Here is a 14122-nt window from a genome sequence, read left to right as displayed (position 1 = left end):
GACCACCCGTGATTCGGCCGCTGTGGTGTGGCCGCTGGGGGTCAAGTGTCCACCGGCCGTGGTTCGGTAGCCGCGACGCCGGCCGCTGTGGTTCGGTTGCCCGGTTGGGGCTGACAGCCGTTGTCTGATGTGTGCGTGGGCACGTGGCCGTGGTTCGGCGCCGGTGTGTTCGGCTCCGGTCGTTGACGCTGGCCGCCTGGTCGGGGTTCAGCTGGGTTGTGGCTGACGGCCGTTGCCCGGTGTGGGCGTGGGTGTGGTTCGTGCCAGCGTGCCGGCTGTGCGTGGAGTGCCGCGCATCGGCCGCGACGGCGGCCGTCCGTGCCCGCCGCCCACGGCGAGCGCCTGTTTGACGGTCGACCCTGCGGTGCGTCGCCGTGCTGGCTCGATGGCGTCGTCGCCGCGCCTGGCCGGAAGGCCGCCCAGGGGGCGTGCCGGCTCATTGGTGCGTCGCTGCGGCCGGTCAGCGTGGCTGCCCGTTCACGGTTGGCCGTTGGCCGTTGTCCGTGCGCGGCACGCCTCCCCGCCGGGCCGAGCGTTCCCGCGACTGCCGCCTGGGTGTCCGGCCGCAGCGCGGCCGGACACCCAGGCGGCGAGCGGGTGGCTCAGCGACGCGCAGCGTACAGCGCTTCGATTTCGGGGGCGTAGTCGCGGGCCACGGCGTTGCGTTTGAGTTTGAGGGAGGGCGTGAGGTGGCCGGACTCCTCCGTGAAGTGGCCGGGGAGGACGCGGAAGGCGCGGACGGATTCGGCGCGGGAGACGGCCTCGTTGCCCTGGGCGACCGCCTCGTCGAGGGCGGCCTGGAGGCGGGGATGCGCCAGCAGCTCCGCGCGGTCCAGGTCGCCGAGGCCCTGCTGGTCGGCCCAGCGGGGCAGGAAGTCGTCGTCGACGGTGAGCAGCGCGCCGACGAAGGGGCGGCCCTCGCCGACCACCATGCACTCGGCGACCAGGGCGTGTGCCCTGATCCGGTCCTCCAGCACGGCGGGGGCGACGTTCTTCCCGCCGGCGGTGACCAGGATCTCCTTCTTGCGGCCGGTGACCCGGAGGTAGCCGTCCTGGTCGAGGGTGCCCAGGTCCCCGGTGTGGAACCAGCCGTCGATCAGCACCTCGTCGGTGGCCGCCTGGTTGTTCCAGTAGCCGGTGAAGAGGTGGTCGCCCTGGAGCAGCACCTCGCCGTCGTCGGCGATCCTGATGGTGGTGCCGGGCACCGGGCGGCCGACCGTGCCGATCCGGGGCGCGTCCCAGGGGTTGAACGAGGTGGGCGCGCAGGACTCGGTGAGCCCGTAGCCCTCCAGCACGGTGAAGCCGATGCCCCGGAAGAAGTGGCCGAGGCGTTCGCCCAGCGGGGCGCCGCCGGAGATGGCGTGGGTGGCCCGGCCGCCGAGGACCGCGCGGAGCTTGCGGTAGACCAGCCGGTCGAAGACGCGGTGCCGCAGGCGCAGCGCCAGGCCCGGGCCGCCCGGGGTGTCCAGGGCGCGGCTGTAGGCGATCGCGGTGTCGGCGGCGCGGTCGAAGATCGCGCCCTTGCCGCTCTGCGCGGCGGTGGCGCGGGCGCCGTTGTAGACCTTCTCGAAGACGCGGGGGACGCCGAGCATGATCGTGGGCCGGAACGAGGCGAGATCGTCCGTCAGTTGGGCGACGCTGGGGACCAGGCCGAGCCTGATGGGCGCCAGCAGCGCGCCGACCTGCACGATCCGCGCGAGGACATGGGCCAGCGGCAGGAACAGCAGCACGGAGCTCTCGCCGGTGCGGAAGAGCGGGCCGAGGGCGCCGACCACGTTGCCGCAGTCGGCGAGGAAGGCGCGGTGGCTGAGCACACAGCCCTTGGGCCGGCCCGTGGTGCCCGAGGTGTAGACGATGGTGGCGGGGGAGTCGGGGGAGACCGTGGCGGTGGCCTGGGCCAGCCGTTCGTCGCTGATCGCGGCGCCGGCGGCGGTGAGCAGCTCGATGGCACCGGGCCCGGAGGCGGGCTCAAGGCACCAGCGTCGGGTCAGCTCGGGCAGCTGGTCGACCAGGGACTCCACCTCGGCCAGCTGCTCCGCCGTCTCGACCAGCACGGCGACGGCGCCCGAGTCGCCGAGGTTCCAGGCGATCTGCTCGGCCGAACTGCTCTCGTAGATCGGGACGGTGACCGCGCCGGCCGTCCAGATGGCGAAGTCGAAGAGGGTCCACTCGTACCGGGTGCGGGAGAGGAGGCCCACCCGGTCGCCCGGCTGGACACCGGACCTGACCAGGCCCTTGGCGACGGCCTGGACCTCGGCGAGGAATTCGGTGGCGGTCAGATCGTGCCAGCCGCCGTCCCGCTGGCGGGCGATCACCGCCGTGTCCGGATGGCGTTCCGCGTTGGACCGCAGCAGATCCGGCAGACCGCCGTCCGTAGGCACCGTGTACAGGGCCGGCAGGCTGAACTCCCTCACCGCTCCTCCTCTTCTCCCCCGATACTTATTCTTATATGTATCCGTAAGCGCCCCCGGTACACGCAGCCTACTCCCCAGTAGGAACGAGGGGCGGGCCGGCGTCCTCCGGTGCGGTGTCAGGCGGTCCTGGGGCGGCCTGTCAGGCGCGATAGCCTTCCCCGGGACGGCACCGGGAGATAAGCGCGAGGAGCCAGATCCGATGGCCGAACACACCAGGTCGAGCATCACCATCGAGGCCACTCCGGCCGAGGTCATGGCGGTGATCTCCGACTTCGACCGCTACCCGGAGTGGACCGGGGAGGTCAAGGAGGCCGAGGTGCTGGCCAGGGACGAGCGCGGCAGGGCCGAGCAGGTGCGGCTGCTGCTCGACGCGGGAGCGATCAAGGACGAGCACACCCTGGCCTACCGGTGGGAGGACGCCGACGCGGTCAGCTGGTCGCTGGTGAGGTCGCGGATGCTGCGGTCCCTGGACGGCTCGTACCGGCTGGCGCCGGTCGCCGGCGGGAAGCACACCGAGGTCACCTACCAGCTCACGGTCGACGTGAAGATCCCCATGCTGGGCAGCATCAAGCGCAAGGCGGAGAAGGTCATCATCGACCGCGCGCTCGCCGGGTTGAAGACCCGGGTCGAGGGCGGCGCGGGCGCCCCGTGACGGATGCGTCCCGCACGCTGCTGGTCACCGGTCCCGGCGGCGACGGCGTCAGCGCTGTGGCCGCCGCGACGGCGCTGGCCGGGGCGCGTTCCGGCCGGTTGACGCTGCTGCTGAGCCGGGAGCCGGCGGACCGGCTCGCCGCGCTGTTCGGCGGCGTCCGACCGCGGCCCGGCGGGGCGCCGACCGAGGCGGCGCCCGGGCTCTGGGTGGCGCGGATCGATCCGGCCGCCGACTTCCGCGCGGCGGTGCTCGGCGCCCAGCGCGCGGCCCGTTCCACGCTGGCCACGCTGGGCTCGGCCACCCTGGAGGACGACGAGCTGACCGAGCTGCCGGGCGCCGAACCCCTCGCCGTGCTGGCCGCGTTGCGCGCGGCGCACGCCGCCGGGCGCTGGCCGCTGGTCGTGGTGGATCTGCCGCCGGCGCTGGACGCCGTCAGGCTGCTGGCGCTGCCCGAGCAGCTGCGCCGCTATCTGCGGCGGCTGCTGCCCAGGGAGCGCCGCACCGCCAGGGCGCTGCGCCCGCTGCTGGCGCAGCTGGCCAGCATCCCGATGCCGGCGGACGGCCTGTTCACGGCGTCGGAGGGCTGGGACGAGGCGCTTGCCGACGGGCAGCGGCTGATCGAGGCGCCGGGCACGTCGGCGCGGCTGGTGTTCGAGCCGAATGAACGGTCGGCCGCCACGCTGCGCACCGCACTCGCCGGGCTGGCGCTGCACGGCGTCGGCGTGGAGGAGATCATCGCCAACCGCCTGGTGCCCGGCGGTTCCGATCCCTGGCTGGCCGGCGTCGCCGCCCGACAGGCGGCCGTGCTGGCCGGGTTCACCGAGGCCGTGCGGCTGGCCCAGCCGCCCCGGCGGCTGCGCACGCTGGTCGCCGAGCCGGACGCGGCGACGCTGGCCGAGCTGCTGCCGCCCCCGCCCACGGCGGACCTGCCCCGTCCGATGCCGGTCTGGGAGGACCGGCTGGCGGACGAGGGGCTGCTGGTGTGGAGGCTGCCGCTGCCCGGCGCCGCCAAGGACGCCCTGGACCTGGTGCGCCAGGGCGACGAACTCGTGGTGACCGTCGGCCCGTTCCGCCGGGTGCTGGCGCTGCCGTCGGCGCCGCGTCGCTGCACGATAGCCGGCGCGGCCTTTACCGCGGGCGAACTGACCGTGCGGTTCGCCCCCGACCCGGCCCGCTGGCCGGCCCGGTCGCCCGGGTAGGGGGCGGGACCCGGTCGTCCGGGCGGCCGCCCCGGGGACGGCGTTCCGGTAACGTCGAAGGGGACGCTCACCCTTCAGGAGGCCGCGATGAGCGACGCACCCGAGCACCCCGAGCATCCCGAGCGCCCCGTCGACGAGCCGACCGACCGGCCGGCGGCCGGGGCGTCGGACGACGGCGATCCATGGGCGGCGGCCTGTGCCGAGGATCTGGCCGCCGAGCAGGCCAGGCGGCGCGCCCGCTACGGGCCGCAGCCCGGGGACGCAGCCGAGGAGTTGCGCAAGCTGGCGGACACGCTGGCCGACCGGCTGGGCGATCTCGGCGCCCGTCTCGGGCCCCAGGTCGGCCTGTTCGCCAAGCCGTTGGCGCGCCAGGCGCGGTCCGCGGTGGAGCCGGTGATCGAGCGCAACGCGCAGGCGTTCGAGCATCTGGCGTCCGCCGGGCAGGAGTTGCTGGCCGCGTACCGGGCCGCGGTGTTGGATCAGGAGGGCCGTTGGGCCCGCCCGTCGGCGAGCGCGGACGAGCCGGCCGAGCCGCCCCGGCCGGAGTCGGCCGCGGATCCCGGCAATCGTGACGACCCGGATGATTCGGCCGGAGCCGGCGGCGCCCACCGTATCGACCTCGACTGACTGTCGGGGGACGCCCCCGGCCACCTCCGGTAACGTGGACAGGAGGCGGGTACCACTGACATTCACTTGAGGGACAAATGGGACTGACGATCGGCGTCGACATCGGCGGTACGAAGATCGCGGCCGGTGTGGTCGACGAGGATGGTTCGATCCTCGACACTTCTCAGGTTCCGACCCCGCCCACCCCCGAGGGCGTGATCGAGGCCATCGCGGCCGCCATCAAGTCGGTGGGGGAGGGGACTTCGGCCGACGCGGTGGGCATCGGCGCCGCCGGCTATGTCGACGACAAGCGGGCCACCGTGCTCTTCGCCCCCAACATCCGCTGGCGGCACGAAGCCCTCAAGGACAAGATCGAGCAGCGGGTCGGCCTCTCCGTCGTGGTGGAGAACGACGCCAACGCCGCCGCCTGGGGCGAGTACCGCTTCGGCGCCGGCGCCGGCCATGACGATGTGGTGTGCATCACTTTGGGCACCGGCCTCGGCGGCGGCATCATCATCGGCGGCAAGCTGCACCGTGGACGCTTCGGCGTCGCCGGCGAGTTCGGCCATCTCCGGGTGGTGCCGGACGGCCTGCTGTGCGGCTGCGGCAGCCAGGGCTGCTGGGAGCAGTACGCGTCCGGGCGGGCCCTGGTCCGCTATGCCAGGCAGCGCGCCTCGGCCACCCCGGAGAACGCCGAACTGCTGCTGGGCATGGGCGACGGCACCCCGGAGGGCATCGAGGGCCGGCATGTCAGCGACGCCGCCCGGCAGGGCGACCGGGTCGCCGTGGACTCCTTCCGGGAGCTGGCCCGTTGGGCCGGCGCCGGGCTCGCCGATCTGGCGTCCCTCTTCGACCCGTCCGCCTTTATCGTCGGCGGCGGCGTCTCCGACGAGGGGGATCTCGTCCTCGATCCGATCCGTAAGTCGTTCCGCCGCTGGCTGGTCGGGGGTCGGCACCGTCCGCACGCCCAGGTGCTGGCCGCCCAACTCGGCGGCCGCGCAGGGCTGGTGGGCGCCGCCGACCTGGCCAGGCAGGGCTGACGAAGGCGGGCGCGGCGTTGTCCGTCACGGTCAGGGTGCTCAGCTACAACGTCAGGTCGCTGCGTGACGACCGGCACGCCGTGGCCCGGGTGATCCGGGCCACGGCGCCCGATGTGGTCTGCCTCCAGGAGGTGCCGCGCTTCTTCCGCTGGCGCAAGCACGCCGCCCGACTGGCCAGGGAGAGCGGCCTGGTCACGGTCACCGGCGGGGCGCCGTCCTGCGGCACCATGATCCTCTCCGGGCTGCGGGTCGCCGTCGAGCGCGCCGAGGACATCACCTTCCCGCTCACCAGGGGAGCCCACCGACGCGGGCTCGCCACGGCGGTGCTGCGCTTCGGCCGGGACACCAGGCTGGCGGTGATCAGCTGCCATCTGAGCCTGCTGAACGCCGAACGCCGGGCCCAGGGCGAGCTGTTGCTGCGCCGGCTGGCCGCGATGGGCGTCCCCGCCGGGGTGGTGGCCGGCGATATCAACGAGCCGGCCGGCGGTCCCACCTTCCGCCGGCTGGCGGGCACGCTCAAGGACGGCTGGGAACGGGCGCCCGCCGGCGGCGAGTTCACCTATCCGGCCGGGGCGGCGCGGCGCCGGATCGACGCCGTGCTCTGCACCGAGCCGGTCTCCGTGCGCTCCTGCGGGGTGCCGACGGAGCCGGCCGCCGGGGATCTCGTCCGCGCCTCCGACCATCTCCCGGTGCTGGCCGAGCTGACCGTCTGAACGCGCCCGGCGTCAGACCACCGCGCCGTTGCCCGGGTCCTGCCAGTCGTCCTCGCCGTCGCGCAGCCGGGAGACCAGGGTCGCGAAGCCGCCGAGAAAGCCGCCCACGCCCAGCGTGACGACCCACCAGGACATCCGCTGCTGCAGCAGCACCGTGACGATCAGCAGCAGCGGGCCGCCGAGCACCGCGATCCAGGCGACCTTGGTGGTCAGATCGGTCTCCGGCAGCGGTGGCGGCTCGGGCGGCTCGAAATGGCCCTCGTCCTCCTCGTCGGCCACCCAGTCGCGCGGCCCCGGATCGCGCGGGCCCGCCTCGCGCGGCGTGAGATCCTGCGGCAGCTCGTTCAACACCTCTTCCGGCAGGCGGTCCGAGCGTTCGATCGGCTCGACATCCTCCGCGCGGGGCCAGACGCCCGGCGGATCGGCGGGCTCCTCGCCGTAGCCGGCGACGATCTCCGCCCAGGCGGCTTCCTCGTCGATCGGATCGCGGCCGTCACCGCGCTCCTGGTCACGTTCCGTCACGGGCAGTCTTCCTTGTCACGAGGCGAGTGATGAAGGCGTCCGTCTCCTGCAAGATACGCTCCGCGTCGTGGTCCAGGGTGGCCACATGGAAACTGTCCGTCAGCAGCACCTCCCGGATATCGACGGAGGAGACCGAGGACAGCAGCAGCGCCGAGTCCGACGGCGGCACCACATGATCCACCGCGCTGTGCGTCAGCAGCAGGGGCTGGGTCACTTGCGCGAGTTCGGCGCGCACCAGGGAGAACAGCTCGCGCAGCGAGTACGCGGCGTGCGAAGGCACCCGGTCGTAGCCCACCTCACGCACCCCCGGCCTGGCGATATCGCCCACCAGCCCCGGCGTGCTGGGCAACAGATGCCGCAACACCCCCAAAGCCGCGCCCTTGACGGCGGGAAAGGTGAGCGCCGGGTTAACCAACGCGAGGCCGTGGACATTCCCCGGCTGGCGCGCGGCCAGCCGCAGCGCCAGCGCGCCGCCCATCGAGAGACCGCAGACCACCACGCGGGCACAGAGGTCGTTCAGCGCCAGCAGCTCCCGGTGCACGGCCGCGTACCAGTCCGGCCAGCCGGTGTGCCGCATGTCCTGCCAGCGCGTCCCGTGCCCGGGCAGCAGCGGCAGCGAGACGGCGAACCCCTGGGCGGCGAGATGCTCGGCCCAGGGCCGCAGCGACTGCGGGCTGCCGGTGAAGCCGTGGCACAGCAGCACCCCCACCTCGGCCCCTTCGTCGGGGATGTGGCGATACGGCTCGGCGCCGGGCAGAAGGCGCATCGGCGACGGCTCCCTTCGACTGGGTACCCGTCAGGGGTACAGGCGGGCCTGGCCAGCCTACGTGGGCCGTTCCGGGGCGCGCCACGGATGGGAAAGCCCAGTAGGGTCAGCACCGGTCAACACGGGAGGTACGTCTTGTTGTACGGAGCGATGAAGATGTCCGTGGGAGCGGGGCTGAAGGCGGCCTTCCGACCCTGGGTGGAGGGCAAGGAGCACGTGCCCGCGTCGGGGCCCGCGATCCTGGCCAGCAACCACCTCTCGTTCTCCGACTCCTTCTTCCTGCCCGCGGTGCTCGACCGGCGGGTCACCTTCATCGCCAAGGCGGAGTACTTCAACGCCCCCGGGGTCAAGGGGAAGTTGACGGCGGCCTTCTTCAAGGGCGTGGGTCAGCTGCCGGTGGACAGGTCCGGGGCGCGGGGCGCGGGGGAGGCCGCGATCAACAGCGCGATAGCGGTGCTGGAGCGCGGCGAGCTGTTCGGCATCTACCCGGAGGGCACCCGCTCGCCCGACGGCCGCCTCTACCGGGGCAAGCCCGGCGGTCTCGCCAGGGTGGCGCTGGCCACCGGGGCCCCCGTGCTGCCGGTCGCCATGATCGACACGGAGAAGATCCAGCCGCCGGGGAAGGTGGTCCCCAAGCTGATGCGGCCCGGCATCCGGATCGGCGCCCCGCTGGACTTCACCCGCTACCAGGGCATGGAGGGCGACCGTTTCATCCTGCGCTCGCTCACCGACGAGGTGATGTACGCGATCATGAAGCTCTCAGGCCAGGAGTACGTCGACATCTACGCCACCGTCGCCAAACGGGAGTTGGCCGACGCCGCCAAGGGCGGCGCCGGCACCGAGGAGGGCTGAGCCCCGCCCCGGGGTCAGCCCACCGGGCTGGGGTTGGCCGTCGCGTCGAGCAGGTCGGCGACGATCTCCGGGCCCCGCAGGGTCAGCACCGACTCCGGGTGGAACTGCACGCCGGCGAAGCCGGGGCCGCGCAGCGCGTGCACCTCGCCGCTGGCCGCGTCCACGCTCAGCCGCACCCCGCGCGCGGCCAGCCGCTCGGCCGCCGCCGCGTCGCAGCGGGCGGTATAGGAGTTGTAGAAGCCGACCACCCGTTCGGTGCCGAAGAGGTCGATCCGCTCCTGCGCCCCCTGGTACGGCACCCGCTTGCGGACCACCGGCAGGCCCAGCTCGGCGGCGATCAGCTCATGGCCCAGGCAGACCCCGACCAGACCGTGTCGATGGTGCGCCAGCAGATCGGCGGTGAGCGCCCGCAGCGTCCGCATCCTCGGGTCGTCCGCGTCCCCCGGATCGCCGGGCCCCGGGCCCAGCACCACCCGGCCCCGATGCGCCAGCGCGCGCTCCCGCACGCCCGGCTCGTCATAGCGCACCAGGGCCACCTCGGCGCCGGTCGAGCGCAGCAGATGGGCCAGCATCGAGGTGAACGTGTCCTCGCCGTCCACCACCAACACCCGGGCGTCCGCGGCCGGTTGACGGGCGGCCGGCTCCGCCTCCCGGAGGCGCAGCCAGAACGGGGAGAGCTGGGCGCGGCGACCGGCCAGGGCCGCCAGCACCTCGGGGTGCTCGGCCAGCCCGGGGCGCGCGCCGCTGGCGCGCGCCGGCGCGGGAGCCGCGGGGCGCACGCCCAGCGCGGCCAGCACCCCGGCGGCCTTGGCATGGGTCTCCGCGATCTCGCCCCCGGGGTCGGAGCCGCGCACCAGGGTGGCCCCGACCGGGACCCGCAGCCGGCCGCTCGCCGGATCGATGTCCGCGGTGCGGATCAGGATGGGGGAGTCCAGGGTCTGCGCGCCCCCCGCGTCCCGGCCCAGCAGCGCCAGCGCCCCCGCGTAGTAGCCGCGCCCGCCCGCCTCGTGCCGGGCGATCACCCGGCAGGCGTTCTCCACCGGGCTGCCGGTGACGGTGGGCGCGAACATCGTCTCCCGCAGCACCTCGTGCACCCCCCGGGAGCTGCGCCCGCGCAACTCGTACTCGGTGTGCGCCAGATGGGCCATCTCGCGCAGCCGGGGCCCGACCACCGTGCCGCCCTGGTCGCAGACCGCGCACATCATCTTCAGCTCCTCGTCCACCACCATGGACAGCTCCTCGATCTCCTTGCGGTCGCCGAGGAACGTCAGCAGGCCGGCCAGGGAGGGGCCTTCGGCGGGATAGCGGTAGGTGCCGCTGATCGGGTTCATCACCACCGTGCCGCCGGTCATCCGGACATGCGCCTCGGGGCTCGCGCCCACCAGCACCCGGTCCCCGGTGTGCACCAGGAAGGTCCAGTAGGCGCCGCGTTCGGCCGCCAGCAGGCGGCGGAAGAGCGCCAGCGCGTCGCCCCGGTCGAACCCTTCGAGCACCCCGGTGAAGGTCCGCCTGATCACGAAGTTGGCGCCCTGCCCGGAGCCGATCTCCTCGGCCAGCACCGCGCGCACGGTCGCGCCGTACTCCTCGTCCGAGACATCGAAGGCGCCGTCGCGCACCGTCACCCGGTGCGTCGGCAGCGCGGCCAGCGCCTCGGCCAGCGGCAGCTCACGCACCCGCTCGGGGCGCAGCACCGTCAACGGGGTGCCGTCGTCGGTCACCTCGAACCCGCGCTCGGCCAGCTGGCGGAAGGGCAGCAGCGCCAGGGCGGCCGGGCCCCTGACGTCCGCCGGCAGCGGGATCTCGTCGATCCGCCCGACGGTCGTCACCGGGCCGGTCAGCACCTCGACGAGGTCGGTGTCACGCCCGGGCGTGCGGCGCCTGAGCAGGGCGAACGGGCCGTCGCCGGCGCGGAGTTCGGCCAGCACTGCGGACGCTTCTGGGGTGTCCTGCGAACGGTTCACGATGGGCCTCTTCCAGGGTGGGACGAGGCGAGGACCCTCCTCGGGAGGGCCGGGTGTCCGCCGCCGCGAACGCCGAAGGCCGCCCCTCGGGCGGCCTTCGCGTCGGTTGCTGGGAACGCGCGGTCAGTGGGCCGCCGGAAGTGCGGTCCACCACCAGGTGGTGATCAGTCGCGCGTTCATGCCCCGCACTGTAGGGCACGGGCGCCGGCGTGCGCCAGGCCCGGGCGCCCTCTGTGGCTCCCGTCTCACAGGGCGAGCGGAGGGAAACTCCGCCGACCTCACCCCGTAATCTGGAGGGGTGACCGTGAACGCTGACAGCAGCTCCATCGAGTCCTGGCGAGACCTGCCCGCAGCACAACAGCCGGAGTATCCGGACCCGGCCGCTCTGCGCGCCGTGACGGAGGAGCTGGCCGGCTATCCGCCGTTGGTCTTCGCCGGCGAGTGCGACCAGCTGAGGGACCGGATAGCCGAGGTCGCCCAGGGCCGTGCGTTCGTCCTCCAGGGCGGGGACTGCGCGGAGGCGTTCGACCAGGTGGGCGCGGACCAGATCCGGGCCAAGCTCAAGACGCTGCTGCAGATGAGCGCGGTGCTCACGTACGCGGCCGCGGTGCCCGTGGTCAAGATCGGCCGTATCGCGGGACAGTACTCCAAGCCCAGGTCCAAGCCCACCGAGACCAGGGACGGCGTCACGCTGCCCACCTACCGGGGCGACTCGGTGAACGGCGCCGAGTTCTCCGAGGAGGCCCGCGTCCCCGATCCGCGCCGGCTGCTGCGGATGTACAACAGCTCGGCCGCCACCCTCAACCTGGTGCGCGGCTTCACCACCGGCGGTTACGCGGACCTGCACCAGGTGCACTCGTGGAACCAGGACTTCGTCCGCAACAGCGCCGCCGGCCAGCGCTACGAGGCGCTGGCCCGGGAGATCGACAACGCGCTGAACTTCATGAAGGCGTGCGGCGCCGAGCCGGCCGAGTTCCAGTCCGTGGAGTTCTACGCCTCCCACGAGGCGCTGCTCCTCGACTACGAGGCCGCGCTGACCAGGACGGACTCGCGCAGCGGCCGGCTGTACGACGTCTCGGGCCATATGGTGTGGATCGGCGAGCGCACCCGGCAGTTGGATGGCGCGCATCTGGAGTTCGCCTCCCGGATCGAGAACCCGATCGGCGTCAAGCTCGGGCCGACGACCACTCCGGAGGACGCGCTGACGCTGATCGACCGCCTCGACCCGGACCGCCGTCCCGGCCGACTCACCTTCATCACCCGGATGGGGGCCGACAAGATCCGTGACCGGCTGCCGGCCCTGGTCGAGAAGGTCACCTCCTCGGGCGCCCAGGTGGCGTGGATCTGCGATCCGATGCACGGCAACACCTTCGAGGCGGCCTCCGGGCACAAGACCCGCAGGTTCGACGACGTGCTGGACGAGGTGAAGGGCTTCTTCGAGGTCCACAAGGCGCTCGGCACCCACCCGGGCGGCATCCATGTGGAGCTGACCGGCGACGATGTCACCGAGTGCGTGGGCGGCGGCGACGAGATCTTCGTCGACGATCTCCACCAGCGGTACGAGACGGCCTGCGACCCCAGACTCAACCGCAGCCAGTCGTTGGACCTGGCCTTCCTGGTGGCGGAGATGTACCGCTCCTGATACGGCCGACCGGCGTGTGAAACCGCCCCGGGACGTGGTGCTGACCACATCCCGGGGCGCTTTTCCGCTCACCGGAAGGGAGAGTAAGGTTAGGTTTACCTCACTGATCCTGTTCGTCCGGCCGATCCGCTCCAGGGAGTAACGCGTGTACGTCTGCTCGTGCTTCGGCGTCACCGAGGAACAGGTGCGGAACCATGCGGCGGCCGGTGCCTGTACGCCCCGGCGGCTGGCGGCCGAGTGCCGGGCGGGCACGGACTGCGGCTCCTGCGTCCGCCGTATCCAGGGGCTGCTGGCCCGGAACTGCCCGCCGGCGGAGGCCACCGCCTCGACGGTCGCCCCGACGGCCGCTTCGACGGGCGCGGTGCCCCGGGCTCCCGTGGTGCCGGCCGTGCCGGCAGCGCCCGAGGTCGGGCCGATGAGGGTGCCGGCGGCGCTGGGCGTCTGACGGGCCGCCGGGCGGGGCGTGAGGGGGCGTCAGGCCTCGCTGGGCTGCTCGATCTGCTGGGCCAGATAAAGCGCCTCGCCAAGCTTCTCCACCAACTCCAACTGGGTGTCCAGATAGTCGATGTGGTGCTCCTCGTCCTTCAGGATCGACTCGAAGATCTTGGCCGAGGTGATGTCGCCCTTGGCCCGCATGACCTCCACCCCGCGCCGGAGCCGGTCGATCGCCTCGACCTCGATCTGCCGGTCGGCCTGGAACATCTCGGTGACGGACTGGCCCACCCGAACGTGGAAGAGACGCTGGTAGTTGGGGAGCCCTTCCAGGAAGATGATGCGGTCGGTGAGCACCTCCGCGTGGCGCATCTCGTCGAAGGACTCGGCCCTGGTGTACGCGGCGAGCTTGGTCCAGCCGTAGTTCTCCTGGAGTTTGGCGTGCAGGAAGTACTGGTTGATCGCCGTGAGTTCGGCGGTGAGCTGCTCGTTCAGAAACTCGATGACCTCGGGATCACCCTGCATGCTGGGCATACTCCTTCCTGGGGCCGCGCCTGGTTTCGCGGCTGTGTGTCGCCGCATCGTGGCATTGGTACGGCAGTTCGTCCAGTAAGCGAAGGCTTACCGAATTGACCTGATTCGGGCCGTCGGGGGTGGCGGTGCGAGCCCGTCGACGGGGTCTGTCACCATGGAGGCATGGGTCAGCCGGAGAACCGCGGGGACCGGCTGCCGCCGGGGCAGCGGCTGCAACGCGGCTGGCCCGTGACGCACTACGGCCCGGTGCCCCGGTTCCGCCCGGAACGCTGGGAGTTCCGCGTCTTCGGCGCCACCGCTGACGGGGACAAGCACTGCTGGAACCACGAGGACTTCTCGGCGCTTCCGTACCATACGGTGGTCGCCGATCTGCACTGTGTCACCAAGTTCAGCATGATGGACGTGGAGTGGGGCGGGGTGCCGGCGGCGGAGATCCTGCGGTTGGCGCCGCCGGCCGATGGGGTGACCCATGTGATGATCTGGGCCGAGTACGGCTACAGCGCCAACGTCCGGATGGCCGATTTCGCCGCCGACACCACGCTCTTCGCCACCCACAGGGACGGCGAACTGCTCACCGCCGAACACGGCTTCCCGGTGCGTCTGGTGGTGCCGGGGCTGTACGCCTGGAAGGGCCCCAAGTGGGTGCGCGGCGTGGAGTACATGACCGCCGACCGCCGGGGCTTCTGGGAGGAACGCGGCTACCACAACGTGGGCGACCCCTGGCAGGAACAGCGCTACTCCTACCAGGAGTCCCCCCAGGACGGCCCCGAGCCGTAACCGCTGCCGCTG

The 14122-nt window shown here is 72.7% G+C and carries 14 protein-coding genes; 9 read left to right on the top strand and 5 right to left on the bottom strand.

Going from position 1 to position 14122, the window contains the following annotated elements; all coding sequences use genetic code 11:
* Positions 1–602: 602 nt before the first annotated feature.
* A complete protein-coding gene (locus AOM46_RS15745; protein WP_062211663.1) occupies positions 603–2414 on the bottom strand; it encodes a long-chain fatty acid--CoA ligase in 1812 nt (603 codons plus the stop codon).
* Between the two features lie 199 nt (positions 2415–2613).
* Between AOM46_RS15745 and AOM46_RS15740 the strand changes: the two genes are divergently transcribed.
* The 5 genes from AOM46_RS15740 to AOM46_RS15720 all read left to right on the top strand — a co-directional run bounded on the left by AOM46_RS15740 (position 2614) and on the right by AOM46_RS15720 (position 6624).
* Complete coding sequence (locus tag AOM46_RS15740) at positions 2614–3066, top strand: SRPBCC family protein (RefSeq protein WP_062211660.1); 453 nt, start codon at positions 2614–2616, stop codon at positions 3064–3066.
* Positions 3063–4265 carry an ArsA family ATPase gene (locus AOM46_RS15735; protein ID WP_062211657.1) on the top strand — a complete coding sequence of 401 codons (1203 nt, stop codon included), beginning with the start codon at positions 3063–3065 and terminating at the stop codon, positions 4263–4265. Before AOM46_RS15740 ends, AOM46_RS15735 begins: the two co-directional genes overlap by 4 nt.
* Before the next feature lie 87 nt (positions 4266–4352).
* The gene (locus tag AOM46_RS15730; RefSeq protein ID WP_062211654.1) at positions 4353–4892 is read left to right on the top strand and encodes a DUF5304 family protein; all 540 of its coding nucleotides are present in this window, start codon (positions 4353–4355) and stop codon (positions 4890–4892) included.
* A gap of 77 nt (positions 4893–4969) precedes the next feature.
* Positions 4970–5911: an ROK family glucokinase gene (locus AOM46_RS15725; RefSeq protein WP_062211651.1), complete on the top strand. Its 942-nt coding sequence runs from the start codon at positions 4970–4972 to the stop codon at positions 5909–5911.
* Positions 5912–5928: 17 nt separating this feature from the next.
* The gene (locus tag AOM46_RS15720) at positions 5929–6624 is read left to right on the top strand and encodes an endonuclease/exonuclease/phosphatase family protein (RefSeq protein ID WP_370592724.1); all 696 of its coding nucleotides are present in this window, start codon (positions 5929–5931) and stop codon (positions 6622–6624) included.
* A gap of 12 nt (positions 6625–6636) precedes the next feature.
* On the opposite strand, the gene AOM46_RS15715 is transcribed toward AOM46_RS15720, so the two are convergent.
* Both AOM46_RS15715 and AOM46_RS15710 read right to left on the bottom strand, forming a co-directional pair.
* Positions 6637–7146 carry a hypothetical protein gene (locus tag AOM46_RS15715; protein ID WP_062211645.1) on the bottom strand — a complete coding sequence of 170 codons (510 nt, stop codon included), beginning with the start codon at positions 7144–7146 and terminating at the stop codon, positions 6637–6639.
* On the bottom strand, positions 7133–7912 hold the full coding sequence (locus AOM46_RS15710) for a carboxylesterase (protein WP_062211642.1): 780 nt from the start codon (positions 7910–7912) through the stop codon (positions 7133–7135). Before AOM46_RS15710 ends, AOM46_RS15715 begins: the two co-directional genes overlap by 14 nt.
* Positions 7913–8047: 135 nt before the next feature.
* On the opposite strand from AOM46_RS15710, the gene AOM46_RS15705 reads away from it, so the two are divergent.
* Positions 8048–8764, top strand: coding sequence for a 1-acyl-sn-glycerol-3-phosphate acyltransferase (locus AOM46_RS15705; protein ID WP_078856858.1), 717 nt, complete (start codon positions 8048–8050; stop codon positions 8762–8764).
* 14 nt (positions 8765–8778) lie between these two features.
* Here AOM46_RS15705 and AOM46_RS15700 read toward each other — a convergent pair whose 3' ends face one another.
* A complete protein-coding gene (locus tag AOM46_RS15700) occupies positions 8779–10725 on the bottom strand; it encodes an anthranilate synthase family protein (RefSeq protein ID WP_234313797.1) in 1947 nt (648 codons plus the stop codon).
* Positions 10726–11023: 298 nt separating this feature from the next.
* Between AOM46_RS15700 and AOM46_RS15695 the strand changes: the two genes are divergently transcribed.
* Positions 11024–12367 carry a class II 3-deoxy-7-phosphoheptulonate synthase gene (locus AOM46_RS15695; protein ID WP_062211634.1) on the top strand — a complete coding sequence of 448 codons (1344 nt, stop codon included), beginning with the start codon at positions 11024–11026 and terminating at the stop codon, positions 12365–12367.
* A 145-nt stretch (positions 12368–12512) separates the two neighbouring features.
* Positions 12513–12812 (top strand): bacterioferritin-associated ferredoxin, encoded by a 300-nt coding sequence (locus tag AOM46_RS15690; protein WP_062211631.1) that lies wholly within the window; start codon positions 12513–12515, stop codon positions 12810–12812.
* A gap of 29 nt (positions 12813–12841) precedes the next feature.
* Here AOM46_RS15690 and bfr read toward each other — a convergent pair whose 3' ends face one another.
* Entirely contained in the window at positions 12842–13324 is a 483-nt protein-coding gene (gene bfr / locus AOM46_RS15685) for a bacterioferritin (protein WP_062211628.1), read from the bottom strand.
* Between the two features lie 171 nt (positions 13325–13495).
* Here bfr and AOM46_RS15680 point away from each other — a divergent pair, with 171 nt between their 5' ends.
* Positions 13496–14110, top strand: a complete 615-nt coding sequence (locus AOM46_RS15680; protein ID WP_062211625.1) for a sulfite oxidase-like oxidoreductase — start codon at positions 13496–13498, stop codon at positions 14108–14110.
* Positions 14111–14122: the final 12 nt, after the last annotated feature.

Source organism: Streptomyces sp. NBRC 109706 (genome assembly GCF_000974485.1).
Classification (GTDB): Bacteria; Actinomycetota; Actinomycetes; order Streptomycetales; family Streptomycetaceae; genus Streptomyces.
The sequence above is the reverse complement of the archived record's forward strand: the minus strand, read 5'-3'. Positions and strand labels throughout refer to the sequence as shown.

What these genes read in the sequence shown, in the direction of transcription:
- AOM46_RS15740 (WP_062211660.1), top strand. Translation starts at nt 2,614, where the DNA reads ATGGCCGAACACACCAGGTCGAGCATCACCATCGAGGCCACTCCGGCC.
- AOM46_RS15730 (WP_062211654.1), top strand. Translation starts at nt 4,353, where the DNA reads ATGAGCGACGCACCCGAGCACCCCGAGCATCCCGAGCGCCCCGTCGAC.
- AOM46_RS15725 (WP_062211651.1), top strand. Translation starts at nt 4,970, where the DNA reads ATGGGACTGACGATCGGCGTCGACATCGGCGGTACGAAGATCGCGGCC.
- AOM46_RS15710 (WP_062211642.1), bottom strand. Translation starts at nt 7,912, where the DNA reads ATGCGCCTTCTGCCCGGCGCCGAGCCGTATCGCCACATCCCCGACGAA.
- bfr (WP_062211628.1), bottom strand. Translation starts at nt 13,324, where the DNA reads ATGCAGGGTGATCCCGAGGTCATCGAGTTTCTGAACGAGCAGCTCACC.
- AOM46_RS15680 (WP_062211625.1), top strand. Translation starts at nt 13,496, where the DNA reads ATGGGTCAGCCGGAGAACCGCGGGGACCGGCTGCCGCCGGGGCAGCGG.